Source organism: Sporosarcina sp. NPDC096371, from assembly GCF_044762865.1.
Lineage (GTDB): Bacteria > Bacillota > Bacilli > Bacillales_A > Planococcaceae > Sporosarcina.
In genome coordinates this window covers 829,450-846,257 of record NZ_JBIWFE010000001.1, presented here as the reverse complement: position 1 = coordinate 846,257, position 16,808 = coordinate 829,450, and the positions used below count along the sequence as shown (strand labels likewise).

The following is a 16,808-nucleotide window of genomic DNA, read 5'->3' as shown; positions in this document are numbered from 1 at the left end:
CAACTGAGGGGGAATGACTTTTGCATTACTTTGATTACGCAGCAACAACACCATTACATCCGGAGGCAGCACATATCTATGGCAAACTGTCACAAGGTTGCTACGGTAATACGAGTAGCTTGCATGAAGTGGGAGCGGAAGCACAAAATATGCTGACGTTTTGCCGTGAGGAACTTGCGGGGATGCTCGGCGTTCATTCTGCCGGTATTTATTTTACGGGTGGAGGTACGGAAAGTAATCTGCTGTCGATTATTTCACTAGCGAAAGCTAATCGCCATAAAGGGAATCATATCGTTACGACAGTCGGCGAACATCCCTCCATCGATTCTGCATTGGCTTATTTACAAGAAGAAGGATTCACTGTCACGACAATCCCATTTACAGAAGAGGGCTTTGTGGATCTTCAGTTATTTCAAAAAGCATTAACAAGCAAGACGATTCTTGTTAGCATACAACACGTCAATCCAGAAATTGGTACGATACAGCCACTTGAAGAAATTGCGTCACTCTTACACGAACGCTCGATTCTTTTGCACAGTGATTGTGTGCAGTCTTTTGGTAAAATCAATTTGAAACCGATAGCGCAAATTGTTGATAGCCTAACCATCTCCAGCCATAAAGTGTACGGGCCAAAAGGAGTCGGTGCTGCCTACATTCACCCTCGTCATCGACTTGTACCCGTCTTCCCAGGTTCGGTCCATGAATCTGGTTTCAGAGGAGGTACGGTTAATGTGCCAGGCATCGCCGCATTCGTTACCGCTGCTACCTATGCGAACAACATCGATCACCATTGTGCTTCATTCCGACATGCATTTCTGGAAAAAATCATGAGACATCCCAAGCATTTTACCGTCTACCAAACAAGCGTTGCCGAAAAACAACTTCCGCATATTATCGGACTAGGTGTGAAAAATATCGAGGGACAGCTAATCATGCTAGAATTGAATCGACTCGGTTTCGCAATTTCGACTGGTAGCGCTTGCCAAATCGGCCAACAACATACATCGAAAGCTATGATGGCCCTACAAGTAGATACACAACAAGCGAAGGAATTTATACGTATTTCTTTCGGAAGTAGCACAACAATGGATAGCGTACACAAGTTAGCGAATCACCTTATTGAAAGTGCCTTAAAAATTCATGCATCAGTATGCTAAACTAATAATGCTAGGAGGAATTTAAATGACCGTTAATAAAAAAATACATGGCGATGAACGCCGACAACTATTGATCGATACATTGCAATCATCTGCCAGACCGATGACCGGAAAAGAACTTGGAGAGATGACCAATGTCAGTCGGCAAGTCATTGTCGGAGATATTACATTGCTGAAGGCAAAAAACGAACCTATCATTGCGACAAGCCAGGGCTATATCTATATGCAAGCACAAACGGCACAGGAGAAAATCGAAAAAGTAATCGTCTGCCAACATCAACCTGAGCAAACGGAAGAGGAATTGAATATCCTGGTCGATAACGGGGTAACTGTAAAAGATGTAAAAATCGAACATCCTGTTTATGGAGATTTAAGTGCTTCTATCATGGTATCCAATCGCCATGAAGTGCAAGAATTCATCAAAAGAATTCAAGATGCGGACGCGTTTTACTTATCGAAGCTAGCTGAAGAGGGCATTCATCTTCATACCCTACTAGCAGACAATGTAGAGCAAATAAATCAGGCGGAGCATGCATTAAGAAAAGCGGATATCCTCGTCGAATGACCGGATTCCGCTTTTCATTCTCACTAAAAAATCCAAAAGACTATCGGGCCAATAACCGCGCCGATGATGGCACACAGTGTCATGGCAACCGAACTCATCGAGGCTTCCTGCTCACCAAGTTCAATGGCTTTCGATGTACCTAAGGCATGGGCCGCAGCACCTAAGCCAAGCCCCCGCCCCATAGCCGTATCTATCCGAGTCCATCTAAAAAACATCGGTCCGAAAATAACTCCAGTAAAGCCTGCCAGCATGACAAATACGACCGCTAACGAAGAAATCCCCCCTACTGCCGAGGTAATTTGAATCGCGATAGGCGTAGTAATTGATTTTGGTAATAATGAAAGAAGAATGTCTTGCGAGAAACCAAATAACTTGGCAAATAGGACGCCACTCGCCATTCCGACCACAACGCCCATTAACCCCCCCCCACCAATCGGAAGCATATTCTTTTTCAGTAGATCCCGCTGCTTGTATAACGGAATGGCTAACGCAACAATGGCCGGACCAAGTAATCCATCCAACCACTTCCCACCAATCATATACGTCGTATAAGGAACTTTAAACAACAGAAGGATGATGATAATCGCAATTGTCGATGTAAGAATAGGAATTAAAAAAGACCTACGATACTTTACATATACAACATTCAGTACAAGGTAAATACCAATGGTCATGACAGTAAAAAGGATAGCAAACATCATTATTCGCATGGCACTTCCTCCTTCTTAGCCGATTTCCTGGCAATAAATTGACTGGTATAGCCCGAAATCCACATCGTCAAAAATGTACTAATCATTGTAATAGGGATTAATAGAATGCCTTTTCCTTTAAAGACGTCCCCATAATCCATCGCACCAACTGTTGCGGGTAAGAGGAATAGCGGGATAAAAGATAATAAGAAATAAGAACCTGCTTCAATCCACTGAAGCCGAACAATTTTCAATGATAATGCTGCCCATAGCAATAGCAGACCTATGATACTACCTGGAAGCGGTATATGAAAAAAATTTCTAAGCCAGCCGCCTACTAGCACAATGCCGTATAATAATAGGACTTGTACAACAATATTCACGTATTTCACCAAGACCCCTCTTCCCCTTCCATGATGTATATGCCAAAGTGAATTGTAAGACTATTCCTATGATTATAGAGAAGTATAGTAGAATTATCAAAGGCGGCTCTTATGAAACTCTTTTAAAAGTGAAACGTATAATAGCTATCCGTATGTATCAAATTTATAAAAGGAGTGGTTGCTAATGGGATTTAGTCCATTTGATGATTTCATGTTTTCATTCGGTCCAATCTTCATCGCTGTCATATTTATTGTAGTCATTGGTTTCTTTATTTTTACGATTGTTAAAGGGATTGGTCAATGGAATACCAACAACAACTCACCAAAGTTAACCGTCCCCGCAGAAGTCGTCACAAAGCGTTCTGAGACGTCTGGCGGATCAGGCGAATCATCGGCCAGCACATGGTATTATGTCACCTTTCAAGTCGAAAGTGGTGATCGCATGGAACTGCCAATGAAGGGCTCTGAATACGGTATGCTCGCTGAAGGCGATGTGGGAATGCTAACTTTCCAAGGCACGCGTTACCTAGAATTTAAACGGGTTATTCGCGAATAAACTGTAACGAACACAACGCCCCCACTTATCACTGGGATACGCCCTTTATGTGATTGAAGTGGGGGTCTTCCATCGGCAAATAGATAAAACCCCTTGTCAATTTGTCAGACAAGGGGTCTTACACACTATTCCAATCCGATTTCTTTCTCCAACTGCTTCAAAAAACCTACCATATAGTCATGCCGTTGCTCTGCCATACGCTTGCCTTCTACAGTCACCATCAGCTCTTTCAGCAACAGTAACTTTTCATAGAAATGCGTAACTGATGCGGTTTCCTTACCCCGATACTCCACCTCAGACATATGTCCACGTACCATTTCGCTAGTATCATATAGCCTTCTACCCCTTGCCCCGCCGAATGCAAACGTCCGGGCAATCCCAATGGCTCCAATTGCGTCTAAGCGGTCGGCATCGCGGACGATAGCTCCTTCAATGGATGTCAGTTCTTTCGCATTACCGCCGCTGAATGACACACTTTCAATACATGCAAGAACTTGTTGAGATAGATCATCAAGCGCACCGATTGAACGTAAAATATCAGCCGCAGTTAGCTGACCATCCGTTTTGTATTTGGCATCATCAATATCATGCAGTAGAACAGCTAACCGGACAACATCTTGGTTGGCAGTTTGCTCTTTATGTAAAATCTCTTCAGCATTTTTCAAGACACGTTCAATATGTGCAAAATCATGACTTGCATCAAACTGATTGTATATTTGTTCGACTACTTGCCGACATTTCTTTAGAAGGTTCTCCATAAAATCACTCCGTTTTTGATTAATATAAAATGAATTAGGTAGTTCAGAAAATTTAGGCATATCGTTGACGTAAATTGTCGATTAATGTATAGTTAATTCATCCATGCATAGAATGGATGGGACATTGAAACGCCGAGGAGGAGTCTACATGTACCAGGGAAAAGTCAAATGGTTCAGCAATGAAAAAGGCTATGGTTTCATCGAAGCGGATGACGGGGAAGATGTGTTCGTCCACTTTACCGGTATTGTATCAGAAGGCTTTAAAACGCTTGATGAAGGGCAATCCGTATCTTTCGAAATCATCGAAGGAAATCGAGGTCCTCAGGCGGCGAATGTCTTAAAATATGGCGATGAATGATTCAACATAAAATCCCGCTGACGCAAGTTCCGGCGGGATATTATTTTTTGACCTTATTCATCTCCTGCCCTAGAAACCGAAGCTGCTCACCGATTGTACAGATTTTTATACAAAATCTGTGGGCACCTGTCTTCCCTTTCTCTTTGGACAGTTGTTTTTTCAGAAAACAATCCTCACAATAGGTAACAAGAATCTCATCAATTTCACCCATTATCGTTGTCTTATTCATAATTTCCTCCCAGTAAGACGATTCATCTATTCTAACTTGAATCAGCAATAAGTTCAAACTCCTTACTGAATCAAGTTATGTGAAAAATATGGCATGTAGCTACAACTCTTCGAAAGAATACGTCAATCGAGGTGAACCATATGCTTGAAGTATACGTGGACGGTGCCAGTGCTGGTAACCCAGGAAAAAGTGGTATTGGAATTTACATCAAAGGCGAGGGCCATCAACTCAGGATTTCCGAAGCGATTGAACCAACAGACAATCACACTGCTGAATTCCAAGCTCTGCTACGCGGAATGGAAGAAGCAGCAAAGTTAACGACCGGTATCGTATCCGTACGCTCTGATTCCCAGATTGTTGTCATGGCTGTGGAAAAAGAATTTGTTAAACGAGAAGCCCATAAACCAATCTTGGCACAAATTCTTGCCATCGCCAAAACGTTTGACTTCTTTTTCATCAAATGGATTGCCGATACAGAAAACCGCGCCGCCGATGCCCTTGCGCGAGAAGCCATACATAAAAAAGACTGAATTGGCCAAGCCGCTTCAGTCTTTTTTCGTTATGCTTTCATAAATGTAACCGTATTGTCCGTTGAATCATACAAAACCCATTCTCGATCCCCTACAACCGCACCGACATTGACGTGAATATTCTCACCCTCCATACGATATGGAACGCCAAATTCAATCTCTTGATGAATACCATTTTGCACCAACTCAGATTGATGGCTATGGCCATAAAATACAAAAGAATGTTCAACACTTTCTCGAACGAGTGACCAAGGTAGCCCGCCCCACTCCCACTGGTGCCCATGGATAACTTTAGCATTGCCCATATCAATTGTTTGCGGCAATGTAGCTATTTTTTCCCGTAACGAATCATCTGTTTGCGTTATCAATAAGATACGTTCTTCTTGATTACCACTTACTGAAGGAAACATCAATAAGTCAGGAAAGCCTTCGGGAATAAGCATGACATCCTCTAGGTTTGTATATTTTTTATCGGTAATATTTTTTTTACTAATGATGCATTCAAACAAGTCGCCTGTTCCAACCAACTCCGCTTCCGGTGCTTTATCGGAAATGTCGGCGAGCACTTTTTCTAGATCCACCTTGGAAGAATGAATGTCTCCGAGTAATGCAAAGATCATGTAAATAGCCTCCTCAATCTTTCTCGACCTTGGCGTCTTTCTGCGAAATCCAATCGCTATAACTACCAACGTACAGGCGCACACTGTCAAAACCATTGTGCTTCAGCATGGCGTATAACGGAGCCGCAGTCACGCCACTACCGCAATACACGGTCACTTCCTCCGATGGATCCGCGACCTGCGCCAATTGCGATTTGACACTTCCATCTAAATCGAAGATACCACCTTTTTTCAACTGTTCCCAATCAAAGTTCAACGCACCCGGAATCCGCCCCGCAATCGGATCAATCGGCTCCTTCTCACCACGGTAACGTTCCGCTGCGCGGGCATCTAGTAAGATACCCGCTGTATTACCCGCAACCGTCTCCTCGACCAGCTGACGAGATGCATAGATACCTTCATCCCATTCAGGAGACATCGACGTTAAAACAGGTACCGATGCTACGCTATCAATCGGAATTCCAGCCTGTGTAATCGCCCCGAAACCTTCAACCGCGATAACAGCATTGGTGAATCCAGCGTATTGCAGCAACCACCATGCGCGTGCCGCAAACGGACTGCCACCATCGTCGTAAATCACAATGTGGTCACCGATTGATAGGCCACTTTTACGGAACAGATTCGTCAAGGCTTCCTTTTCAGGCATTGGATGACGTCCGGCTGTTTTAGTCATATCAGACATGTCTTGTTCAAGGTCCCAGTACACCGCACCCGTTACATGACTTTGCTCATATTTCCGCTGACCTTCATGCACATCTTGCAATGAAAAACGGGTATCAATCCATTTCGTTTCACCAAAATCGATATCTTTTACAGACACAAATACGTTCCCCAATTACCCCAGCTCCTTCACTGTAGTTTATTATAAACTGCACGCCATTCTTCAAGCTGTTCTGTTCCTTGTAGTAGTGTTCGTTCTGAAGCAATCTGCGACAGGCTTTCTTTCAATAAATGCTGTCTAAGTCCTTCTGCTTCACTGTCAATCCAACTATCCGTCCACTTTTCAAGTAACTCCTTTTCATGCCCTAAATAAATGGAAGCATCTTGCTTCAGTAGCTCCTCCAGTCGGTCTTTCAAGATATCCCGTTCCCCTTTTTCAAAGAACGCCTTCTGATTCTTAAACAGTTTATTGACACGACTATAGACGTTCGGATCTGCATAAGGCGCCTCGAATGACAACATTTCAGCATCCTGCGCTTCGTATGGTGAAGGTGAAATGGAGCCGTCTGTCTCATTTAGATGGGAAGCTTCTATGCGTTGACGTTCATTCAGCTGCTTCTTCATGAAGTTCAACATCCGTAAATTGGTCACTTTCAGCTCTTGTGTCAAATCGAATCCAATCATCTGCACAGTTTCAGCAAGCGCGCCTTTCAATGCACGATCCGCTGAATGATTAACGAAGATGGATGGATTATATGCTTCTTTGAAAAAATCGCCGTAGCGTAAAAATACGCGTTGTAAAATGTAGTAGACCAGTTCACCCAACTCATTATTTGCTGCTTTTCTTAACACATCTGCAAAATTGTAAGCGAAGTGTTGACGCACTTCCCCTTCAATCTTATTCAACTCTTCTAGTCTTTCTGCCTTTCGCGTCATGTTCGCTTCCGTACGTGAAATCAGTGAGGACAAGCGTTCGATTGTTTTTAGAGTCTCTTCTTCTAACGCCTGCACTGCAAGTCCTTTAAGATCGTTCTCAAGGAAATGATGGAACTGTTCTTCGAACGGGGTCATAAGTGGATCTAGTTGTTTAGCCACTTTAGCTTCAAGTGCTTGCAAGCTTGAAATCCCATGAACCCTCGGATTGCGGATGCCGAACTTCTGCAGTTCATCCGAAACGAATGTCTTAACAGCCTCCGCTTCTTCCGCGTTGGATGCAAGGTCGATGGCATTGACGATGAAAAACATCTTATCGAGTTCGAACGCATCTTTCACACGCCCCAGTTGGACAAGGAACTCCCTATCTGCTCTGGCGAATGCGTGGTTATAATAAGTGACGAACAAAATAGCATCGGCGTTTCGGATATAGTCAAATGCAACATCCGTATGACGTGCGTTGATGGAATCGGCCCCAGGAGTATCGACAAGCGTAATCCCTTTTCGCGTCAATTCGCAATCATAATAAAAATCAATGGATTCAACAAAACAGCTACGATCTTCTTCCGCGACAAATTTAACGAATTCGTCCCGTTCCGCCTTGATGATGGAACCTAGTTCATTTTTATAGATGGGATACCCTTTTTTGAAAGCCGTGATAAACGCCCTATGAATATGAAGATTTTCATCCGTCAATTCTGTATGAAGTGCCTCATCAGCCTTTTGATAGGCATCATTCAATGAAGTTGTTACTACACCAAGCGATTCAAATGAACGGCTAACGTCTTCAATCATACGTTCTTCTGTTTTCAACAGCACATCAGCCGTGCCGTCTTCTTTCCCTGGCCCAACAGGACGAATTCGATTGATAGCCGCCGTTGTTGGATTTGGCGAAACCGGTAATACTTTCTCCCCAATCAATGCATTCGAAAATGAAGATTTTCCTGCGCTAAACGCTCCAAATAATGCAATGGTAAATTCTTGACCATCTAACCGATCCGCTTTTTTCCGTAAATAATCAGCTGTTTCCAGAAAACCTGGGATACTTTCTACTGAATGTGCGACTTGAATGGCTTGAGCAACGACCGTTTCTGAATCAGAAGTAATTATTGCCAACTCAGGCTGATTGGTGTCTTCGTCCGGTTCCACTATTTCTTCCGGGATAACCACTTGCTCTTCGGAAAACTCCATTGTTTGAAGCGCTTCGCGTGTCTCCCACTTTTGAAGAAGCATTTCGCGCCCCTCAATGATTGCTGTGGATGGACTTTCCATGCTATTTTCAAGAGTTGCTAATTGAACTTCAACTTCCTCAACTTGCCTGATGGCTTGTAGTTTTTCATCCAAACGACGTACTTTCTGCTCAAGCATACCGGCATTATCATCGCCTGCTGTCGATGCAATCAACGCCATATCATGTTTCCATTCGTCCGTCATTCGGCGGAATGTAGCATGGATTGCTGTTTTCATACGTTCCGAATAGTTTAGTACGGTGTCACCTGTAATGACGTCTGATACGGTAAATTCCTTTTCAATCGCAGCAAACGGAATAGACAAATCCATTCCATCAATGGCAAGCGACCGTTCGTCTGTCAAAATCCCGGCCTCTTTCAAGGTCTTTTTCATAAGGGTTTTCAAATGGACCTCAATTTGAGCATGGACGAGCGCACCCATATTATCAGCCAATGCCTGTTTACGGCGTTCTCTTTCTTCAGCCGTCTTTTTGGCACCAAATAGTAAACCGACTTTAAAACGAGAAGATAGTGACTCCAAATATGTCTTCAACAGTTCACGCGTTTCATAGGGTGTGATGGCTGCACTTTGCATAAGGCTATTACGTTCATTTTCAAATGTAGTAGAAAATTCATCCCCTGACAGAAGCGCTAGCATTTTTTTAGATTCCGAAGCCTCTTCTAGCAGTTCGTCATGCCTGTCCCACTCATCATCCGTAACGATTGCAGAAAATGTATTTTTCCGCTCCACAATTTCATCGGCTAAATAGAAGCTATGCTCATCTTTTAGCTTCACAAGTGTTTGCTTCGCATTTTCTACGAATCGCTCCTGCCAGTTTTCCATCGATCCATCAACAATCGCTTTAACAGCGCCAAAATCATTATGTGGATGTGCCGCATCTTTCAATGAGGTATAAAAGATGCCTTTCGGTATAACGCCCCACATCTTAAATGAGTCTTCAACGGACTGTTTGAATTCTGCAAATGACAATTCGCTATCACGATGTTTGTCGATTTGATTGATGATTAAATAAACGTTATCGTTATAACGCATCAATTCCTTCGTAAAACGAAAGTTTAGTTCGGATTGTACATGATTATAATCCATCGTATAAAAAACGAGGTCTGCAAGGTGAAGTGCAGATTCCGTTGACAGTCGGTGAGCATCGTCCGTTGAATCGACACCTGGCGTATCCATTACTGTGATACCCTCAGGTAACTTAGATTGCGTATGACCTATTTCAACAAGTGATACGGCCGCTCCGTCCTTACTAAACGATTTGACGGCCGCTGGAAAACCATGCCCTCCATATTTCACTGCAGTCCCATCTGTACGATAAATAACCGCAAAATCCGTAGCTGTTTTTCGTACTTTTACAATGTTAGCACTTGTCGGGATTGGACTTGAAGGCAATAAGTCATCACCCGTCAATGCATTAATCATCGATGATTTACCAGCGGAGAAATGGCCTGCAAAACCAATTGTATATTCCCTGTCAATCAGTTTCGCTGCAAAAAGTTCCGTTTTCTTAAAACGTTCTTCATCATCATTGTTCGCAAAAATTTGACCGTAACTAGCCGCTTGTTTAATTAATAGATCTATCTCTTGCATGGTTCACTCTACCCCTTCATCAATTGCTGTCCCTATCATACCATTTTTCTTTATATGACAAATAAAAAAATAAATCATAGAATTTTGTCGAATAACGTGTTTCTCTAAGAGAATACCAGTATAATAGAACTATCATTATTATATGGAGGTGATTTTTATGAGTACTTCCACTCACGCTCGGATGATCTTAAATGCAACTATTGTCTCGTTATCAACTATCATTCCTATCAAATTAGAATTTTTAGCTCCCACGAGGATCGTACAACCATACGACCAAAAAGAATTAAGTGTATTGATCGAACTTGTAGGTAGTGTAAAAGGCCAGTTAATCCTAGATTCGTCCACGGATATCATTGCAAAAATTGGACAAACCATGTTTGGTATGACTATTGAAAGTGAGATGGTTGAATCGTTAACCGGAGAGATCGGCAATATGATAGCTGGAAACTTATGTACTTTACTTGAAAAAGACGGTCTTATTCTTGATATTTCCCCCCCTACAGTTATGGCAGGTACAAAAAAGTTTTGCGATTTCAAACAGGCTATCAAATTACCAGTACGATTTGACAACGGCGCCATATTAAATGTACTCCTGACAATAGATGAAAATTAAAACCAAAAAGTGCTGTTCCATTCACCGGATTTTCTCCGGGGTATGAAACAGCACTTTCTATTTACAGATTATAAAACTTTGTGTATTTTTCGGACAAATAGTCTGCCAAATAACTGGCGTTTAGACCTTCACCTGTAGTATCTTGAATAATTTCAAGCGGCTTCTTCATCTTGCCGTATTGATGAACATGCTCTGTTAACCATTCAAGAATCGGGCTGAACTCCCCTTTTCCACACAATTCATCAAAATGAGGGATATCTTTTAACATAGCCGCCTTGAGTTGCGCAGCATACATATAGCCGAGTGCATAGGATGGGAAATATCCAAAGTCGCCGCCCGCCCAGTGAACATCTTGCAGCACACCTTCACCGTCATTTTGCGGACGGACTCCGAGGTACTCTTCATACTTATCATTCCAAATCTGCGGTAAATCTTTCACTTCATATTCGCCGTTAAACAAGCCTTTTTCGATTTCATACCGGATCATAATATGAAGCGGATACGTCAGTTCATCAGCTTCAATCCGAATCAGCGAAGGCTCGGAATAATTGATAGCCCGTAAGAAGTCCTCCACTGATACCCCTTTAAATTGTTCAGGTGATCGACTTATCAATAAATCGAAATTGTACTTCCAAAAATTTTCGTTATGGCCGATAAATTGCTCATAGAATAATGATTGTGATTCATGAATGCCCATTGACGTTCCTTGTGCAATCGGTAATCCTTCAAGCGCTTTATCGATATGTTGATCGTACAATGCATGTCCGCACTCATGAATCGTTCCAAATACCGCAGAACGGAAATCAGTCTCATCATATTTTGTCGTAATGCGAACATCACCAAGATTGATGCCCATCTCAAAAGGATGTACGGTTTCATCCAAACGACCTGCCTCAAAGTCATAACCCAACTGCTGTAAAATTTCATGACTGAATTTCCGTTGGTTGTCTTTCGGGAACTGTTTGAACAAGAAGGATGTGTCCGGCTGATTGCCCGAGGCTGCAATTTTCTGAACAAGCGGCACAATGGTTTCTTTCAACTGATTGAATACCCCATCGATTATATCCGTTGTCATGCCTGGTTCGTATTGATCGAGTAATGTGTTGTATGGATTATTATCTTTTACACCCCAATAACTGATAAACTTTTTCTTCGTTGCAACAATTTTTTCAAGATAGGGCAGGAATTTTTCAAAATCAGCTTCGTCTTTTGCTTCTTCCCATACAGATTCCGCTTGTGATGCTAACACGACAAATTCACGATGTTCATCTGCCGGAATTTTTTCGCTTCGATCGTACTCTTCTTTCACTACTTCAACGGTCTTAGCTACAATTGGACTCAGTGAATCAAGGTTTTTTCCAAGTTCATCAAGGTAACCGCTCATTTCCTCAGAAACACTCATTTTGAACAGTTCAGATGATAATGTGCCGACTGCTTCAGACCGCGTCGAAATCCCCTTTTTCGGTGCCCCCGTCCGCATATCCCAGTACATAACGGACAGTGCCTCAGAATATGCACTCATTTTTTTCAGCAATGCTAAAAAGTTCTCTTCAGTCGTCAAAATAATTCCCCCTTGCGAAATATGTAAGTCTTTATTTTAGCATAATTCTATACTGTCATATAGTTTGGAGAATGTTTGACTATGAGAACAAACGATTCCTTTGAACCTCACTTCAACTCCCCCCTCATACTATCACACTCGGTATACTACTTTTGTTTTACGCAGGTATAGAACCAATGGCTAAAAAAAGTTACAACCTATGTTTTATTTCCACAAAAGAATAAGTATGGGATGATATGTTTAATTGATTAATATTTACGAATATTTAATAATCATCAGATTAACTCCCGTTTGACGCTAGATTAGTTGTAATTCTTCGGTGACAAAATGTCGAAAGACCAATCCGTGTATTAAATGTGAAGTCGAGTCATTAGCACGAGGCATCATATTTTTACAAATATATCAATCTATTTTTTTAGTCAGGAAGAGGAGAGATGTAATGGGGAAGATGGGGAAAAAGAGAAACAAAAAAATGGTGAATGTAATGACTGCAGGATTGGCATCTGCAGTACTTTTGTCAACAAGTTCTGTTCAATCATTTGCTTATGATGCCACCAGCTCCAAAACGCCGTCCAATCAGGCGTACAAGCAGCTGGAAAACAACATGGTCGTCGACTCGCACACGGTTACCCTTATCACGGGCGAAGTTGTAATGCTTGACCTTTATGCCGACGGATTAAAGGCAGTGACCGTCGCACCTCCGCTCGATGGCGAACCAACAGAAATAACGAAGATGCAGTTGGGTGACGAAATCTATGTCATACCAGCCAAAGCGCAGCCGTACATCGAAGCGGACGAGCTTGACCGCGAGCTATTCAACATCACCAAGTTGGTAGAGTACGGGTACGACGACTCAAATGGCTCCGATATACCGGTGATCGCGACTTACTCTGACAAAATGTCTACAGTGGGCAAAGCGTTAGAAAAGCCGGCTCCGGAAGGTTCTAAAAAAGACATCGTATTGGAGAGCGCCAACGCTGTTGCGTTAAAAGTGAACAAATCGAAAGCTGAGACGTTCTGGGAAGCCATCGATGATGACAGCGACTCCGCAGCGACCGAGCCGGAACTTGCTGGTGGTATAAAGAAGCTGTGGCTTGACAAACAAGTACAAGTGACGCTGGAACAGAGCGTTTCACAGATTGGTGCGCCTACAGCATGGGCGGCTGGGTATGACGGCGAAGGCGTGAAAGTAGCTGTCTTGGACACTGGAATCGATCCGAATCATGCTGATGTTAAAGCATCTATCATAACTGCGAAGAACTTCACAAACGATCCCAATTATATCGATGGTCACGGTCACGGAACGCATGTTGCTTCGACTGTCGCGGGATCTGGCGCAGCTTCCCACGGTAAATTAAAGGGAGTAGCTCCAGGTGCAGATCTATTAATCGGGAAGGTGCTTAACAATGAAGGGAACGGTTATGATTCAGGAATCATCGCTGCAATGGATTGGGCAGTTGAAGAAGGCGCCGATATCGTCAGTATGAGTCTTGGTAATCCAACACCGAGTGACGGCACAGATCCAGTGAGTCAAGCGGTTAACCATTTGAGCGAAACCACTGACACATTGTTCGTTATTGCTGCCGGTAATGCAGGACCAGATAAAAAAACCATAGGCGCACCAGGTGTAGCCGAAAAAGCATTGACTGTTGGGTCAGTTAACAAAAACGATGTGTTAGCTTCCACCTCAAGCCGTGGCCCGGTTATCGAAAATTATCGAGTCAAACCAGAAATTACGGCACCAGGAGTAGGCATCGTAGCTGCACGTGCTGCCGGAACCTCTATGGGTACTGTTGTAGACGACAATTATACTGCTGCCAGTGGTACATCGATGGCTACACCACATATTGCTGGTGCTGCAGCCATTCTTAAACAAAGGCATCCAGATTGGTCTGCCGATCGAATTAAGCAGGTGTTGGTTGGAACAGCTAAGCCAAATGCCAACGATTCGGCATATCAGCAGGGAGGCGGACGAGTAAGGATTGATAACGCTTTGGATGCGAATATCTATAGCAGTCCTGCAGTCGTCAGTCTTGGAGGAGCTGAGGAAACTAGTGAGTCCCTCGAGCAGACATTTGATTATGTCAATTCATCCGATAATGAAATGAAATTAACGCTTACTATGGAATCTAAAAATGAAAAAGGAGCCCCGGCACCTGATGGTATGTTTACACTAAGCGAGTCCGAAGTAACGATTCCTGCCAATAGCAGCAGTGAGGTGAACGTGACGTTTGATCCTTCACTCGGAACTGTGAGCGATTACAAAGCAGTGGTTACGGCTACTTCAAGTGACGGTAAAACAATCAACACTACCATTGGTGCGACGAAGAAAGTACCATCCGTGGATTTAACGCTTCAAATGATCGACCGCAATGGAAACCCAACATATGGAGAAGTCTTTGTGGTGAACCTCGATACGGGATTCAACAGAACAGTCACCCTCAATGGAATAAAGCTCATCGAAGTACCGCAGGGCCGTTACTCGGTAATGGGTACCGTGTACACATACGATGAGGCTAATTGGCGAGTCGCGAACCATACCCTCGCAGGTGAGCCTGAGATTGAGCTTGGCGAGAACAAGATGATCACGTTAGATGCACAGTTGGGCAAAGAAGTCAAGATCGCTACGCCTAAGGAGTCCGAAGGGAACGGATATAAATTAGGATACCGCCAGACTAATGGCAAGTTCATGGTTGATTTCCTGAAAGGTTTTACGGCACCGTACTGGGATCACCCATACGTGGTACCAACCGATCCTGCGACTACTAGCACGTCCGATTTTGATTTCGAGTTCAACTTCCAACAGCGTAAGTACGCCCCTTTGATTCGTGCATCTTATGACGGAAATGGTAGTTCGATTCCGCTCGAGCATATCATGTATACGCCTAAGTTGGACGGCGATAAGACACTAGAAACAGTCAACCTCGGCTTTGCGCGACCTGATGACCTGGTTGGTAAGGATGTCAGCGGCAAACTAGCAGTCATCACCCGTGATGCACAATCGACGGTTACTGACCAGATCAAAGCCGTGACTGCTGCCGGTGCAGCGGGTGTATTTATAGTCTACGACGGACCAGGTATTTACTGGACTAGCGTATTTAAAACGGCTGGCATTACAATTCCAGCCTGGACTCTTCAACAAGACGACGGAGCGGTGCTGTTCGATCAAATTGCCAACGGTCCTACTAGCGTCAACTTGAAGGGTATTGCCAACAGTCCGTATGTGTATAACATGGCGATGATGGTTCCGGATGTAATCCCGGCAAACCCAGTCGACGCGGTGACAAAAGAAAACTCTGCAGTGGTGAATGCACAATACCGAGGAACGAAGGGCAGAATAATCAGTGAATCACTGGCGCCGATTCGCCCGCTCGAGGCCTCAATCTTCCTAAGCCCTGAGTTTCTCGACGCACCACTAGACCGGGAAGAATGGTACTCAACCGGCAGCATGTCACCAAAAATGAAAGATATTCAATGGTACCACGCGGTCTATGACGAAAATCGCATCAGCCGTAACATGAAGGACATCTTCCGCAACTATCTTCCAGGTGAGCAGCGAGAAGAGACATGGCTTGGCGCGGCGAACGGTCCGGCTCAAAGCGAGACAACCACGGCATATCGTGAGGGAGACATAATGACTCTCAACATGCAGGAACAGGGTGACAGCCAACAAGGGCACTGGGGCTATTTTGGTTACCCTGAAGACACTTCGATCACTCGATTATACGAGGACGGGAAGCTCCTCACAGAGAGAAAATATTTCTCATTACATTCCCCTGTGACTGTTAGCCCTGACCCAGCGACGTACCAAATCACGCTGGACACCGAGCACCCGACAGGATTCAGAATGTCTACAAAGACCAACACGGCGTGGACGTTCAAGTCCGAGCGACCGGAAAGTGGACAGGAAAACCTTGCCCTGCTGTGGCCGAAGTATGACATTAGTCTCGATAATGAGAACAAAGCAGAAGGTGGCATAACTGACCACTTCAATCTATCATTCGCTCTTCAATCAGGTGCTACCCCAGTCATGAAAGGGGTCGAGGTCCAAGTATCCTTTGACGACGGCGCAACTTGGAAAAAAACAAAAGTGGATAACAGAAAAGATGGCAACTACAGAGTGTATTTGAAAAATCCAAACACTGGCTACGTTTCACTTCGCATCAAGGCATGGGACGCAAACGGTAGCCAGATTGAACAGACGAACATTCGGACTTACGCTGTGCGCTAACACGTGTGGCAGGTACAATAGATTTGCATGAAAATACCCGCTGCTTTGGTTAATGATTGTGGAGTTGCTTTGGCAACTCCTTTTCTTATTGAACTCCTATAAAAATTTAAAAATACGTATTAAA

General features: G+C 43.6%; 15 protein-coding genes. 7 read left to right on the top strand and 8 right to left on the bottom strand.

The window, feature by feature from the left end:
- Positions 1-20: 20 nt before the first annotated feature.
- Together ACIQ0H_RS03915 and ACIQ0H_RS03910 are read left to right on the top strand one after the other, a co-directional pair.
- The gene (locus ACIQ0H_RS03915) at positions 21-1,157 is read left to right on the top strand and encodes an IscS subfamily cysteine desulfurase (protein ID WP_403411197.1); all 1,137 of its coding nucleotides are present in this window, start codon (positions 21-23) and stop codon (positions 1,155-1,157) included.
- Between the two features lie 25 nt (positions 1,158-1,182).
- Entirely contained in the window at positions 1,183-1,722 is a 540-nt protein-coding gene (locus ACIQ0H_RS03910) for a transcription repressor NadR (protein WP_403411194.1), read from the top strand.
- Positions 1,723-1,745: 23 nt separating this feature from the next.
- On the opposite strand, the gene ACIQ0H_RS03905 is transcribed toward ACIQ0H_RS03910, so the two are convergent.
- The gene (locus ACIQ0H_RS03905) at positions 1,746-2,432 is read right to left on the bottom strand and encodes an LrgB family protein (protein ID WP_403411192.1); all 687 of its coding nucleotides are present in this window, start codon (positions 2,430-2,432) and stop codon (positions 1,746-1,748) included.
- On the bottom strand, positions 2,423-2,803 hold the full coding sequence (locus ACIQ0H_RS03900) for a CidA/LrgA family holin-like protein (RefSeq protein ID WP_403411189.1): 381 nt from the start codon (positions 2,801-2,803) through the stop codon (positions 2,423-2,425). Before ACIQ0H_RS03900 ends, ACIQ0H_RS03905 begins: the two co-directional genes overlap by 10 nt.
- A gap of 175 nt (positions 2,804-2,978) precedes the next feature.
- Here ACIQ0H_RS03900 and ACIQ0H_RS03895 point away from each other — a divergent pair, with 175 nt between their 5' ends.
- Entirely contained in the window at positions 2,979-3,350 is a 372-nt protein-coding gene (locus ACIQ0H_RS03895; protein WP_403411186.1) for a DUF2500 domain-containing protein, read from the top strand.
- Between the two features lie 125 nt (positions 3,351-3,475).
- Here ACIQ0H_RS03895 and ACIQ0H_RS03890 read toward each other — a convergent pair whose 3' ends face one another.
- A complete protein-coding gene (locus ACIQ0H_RS03890) occupies positions 3,476-4,108 on the bottom strand; it encodes an HD domain-containing protein (RefSeq protein WP_403411183.1) in 633 nt (210 codons plus the stop codon).
- Between the two features lie 148 nt (positions 4,109-4,256).
- Between ACIQ0H_RS03890 and ACIQ0H_RS03885 the strand changes: the two genes are divergently transcribed.
- On the top strand, positions 4,257-4,466 hold the full coding sequence (locus ACIQ0H_RS03885) for a cold-shock protein (protein ID WP_403411180.1): 210 nt from the start codon (positions 4,257-4,259) through the stop codon (positions 4,464-4,466).
- Positions 4,467-4,506: 40 nt separating this feature from the next.
- Here the strand turns inward: ACIQ0H_RS03885 and ACIQ0H_RS03880 are convergent, their stop codons facing one another.
- A complete protein-coding gene (locus tag ACIQ0H_RS03880; RefSeq protein WP_403411177.1) occupies positions 4,507-4,695 on the bottom strand; it encodes a zinc-finger domain-containing protein in 189 nt (62 codons plus the stop codon).
- Positions 4,696-4,835: 140 nt separating this feature from the next.
- Here ACIQ0H_RS03880 and ACIQ0H_RS03875 point away from each other — a divergent pair, with 140 nt between their 5' ends.
- Positions 4,836-5,225 (top strand): ribonuclease HI family protein, encoded by a 390-nt coding sequence (locus ACIQ0H_RS03875; RefSeq protein ID WP_403411174.1) that lies wholly within the window; start codon positions 4,836-4,838, stop codon positions 5,223-5,225.
- A gap of 29 nt (positions 5,226-5,254) precedes the next feature.
- Here ACIQ0H_RS03875 and ACIQ0H_RS03870 read toward each other — a convergent pair whose 3' ends face one another.
- The 3 genes from ACIQ0H_RS03870 to ACIQ0H_RS03860 are packed head-to-tail and all read right to left on the bottom strand — an operon-like array spanning position 5,255 to position 10,279.
- Positions 5,255-5,845 carry a metallophosphoesterase family protein gene (locus ACIQ0H_RS03870; RefSeq protein ID WP_403411172.1) on the bottom strand — a complete coding sequence of 197 codons (591 nt, stop codon included), beginning with the start codon at positions 5,843-5,845 and terminating at the stop codon, positions 5,255-5,257.
- 13 nt (positions 5,846-5,858) lie between these two features.
- A complete protein-coding gene (locus ACIQ0H_RS03865) occupies positions 5,859-6,680 on the bottom strand; it encodes a sulfurtransferase (protein ID WP_403411169.1) in 822 nt (273 codons plus the stop codon).
- A gap of 14 nt (positions 6,681-6,694) precedes the next feature.
- Positions 6,695-10,279 carry a dynamin family protein gene (locus ACIQ0H_RS03860; RefSeq protein WP_403411166.1) on the bottom strand — a complete coding sequence of 1,195 codons (3,585 nt, stop codon included), beginning with the start codon at positions 10,277-10,279 and terminating at the stop codon, positions 6,695-6,697.
- Positions 10,280-10,436: 157 nt separating this feature from the next.
- On the opposite strand from ACIQ0H_RS03860, the gene ACIQ0H_RS03855 reads away from it, so the two are divergent.
- Complete coding sequence (locus ACIQ0H_RS03855; protein WP_403411163.1) at positions 10,437-10,892, top strand: chemotaxis protein CheX; 456 nt, start codon at positions 10,437-10,439, stop codon at positions 10,890-10,892.
- 61 nt (positions 10,893-10,953) lie between these two features.
- On the opposite strand, the gene ACIQ0H_RS03850 is transcribed toward ACIQ0H_RS03855, so the two are convergent.
- Positions 10,954-12,459: a carboxypeptidase M32 gene (locus ACIQ0H_RS03850; protein WP_403412351.1), complete on the bottom strand. Its 1,506-nt coding sequence runs from the start codon at positions 12,457-12,459 to the stop codon at positions 10,954-10,956.
- Between the two features lie 679 nt (positions 12,460-13,138).
- Here ACIQ0H_RS03850 and ACIQ0H_RS03845 point away from each other — a divergent pair.
- Positions 13,139-16,684 (top strand): S8 family serine peptidase, encoded by a 3,546-nt coding sequence (locus ACIQ0H_RS03845; protein ID WP_403411160.1) that lies wholly within the window; start codon positions 13,139-13,141, stop codon positions 16,682-16,684.
- The last annotated feature ends 124 nt before the right edge of the window (positions 16,685-16,808 follow it).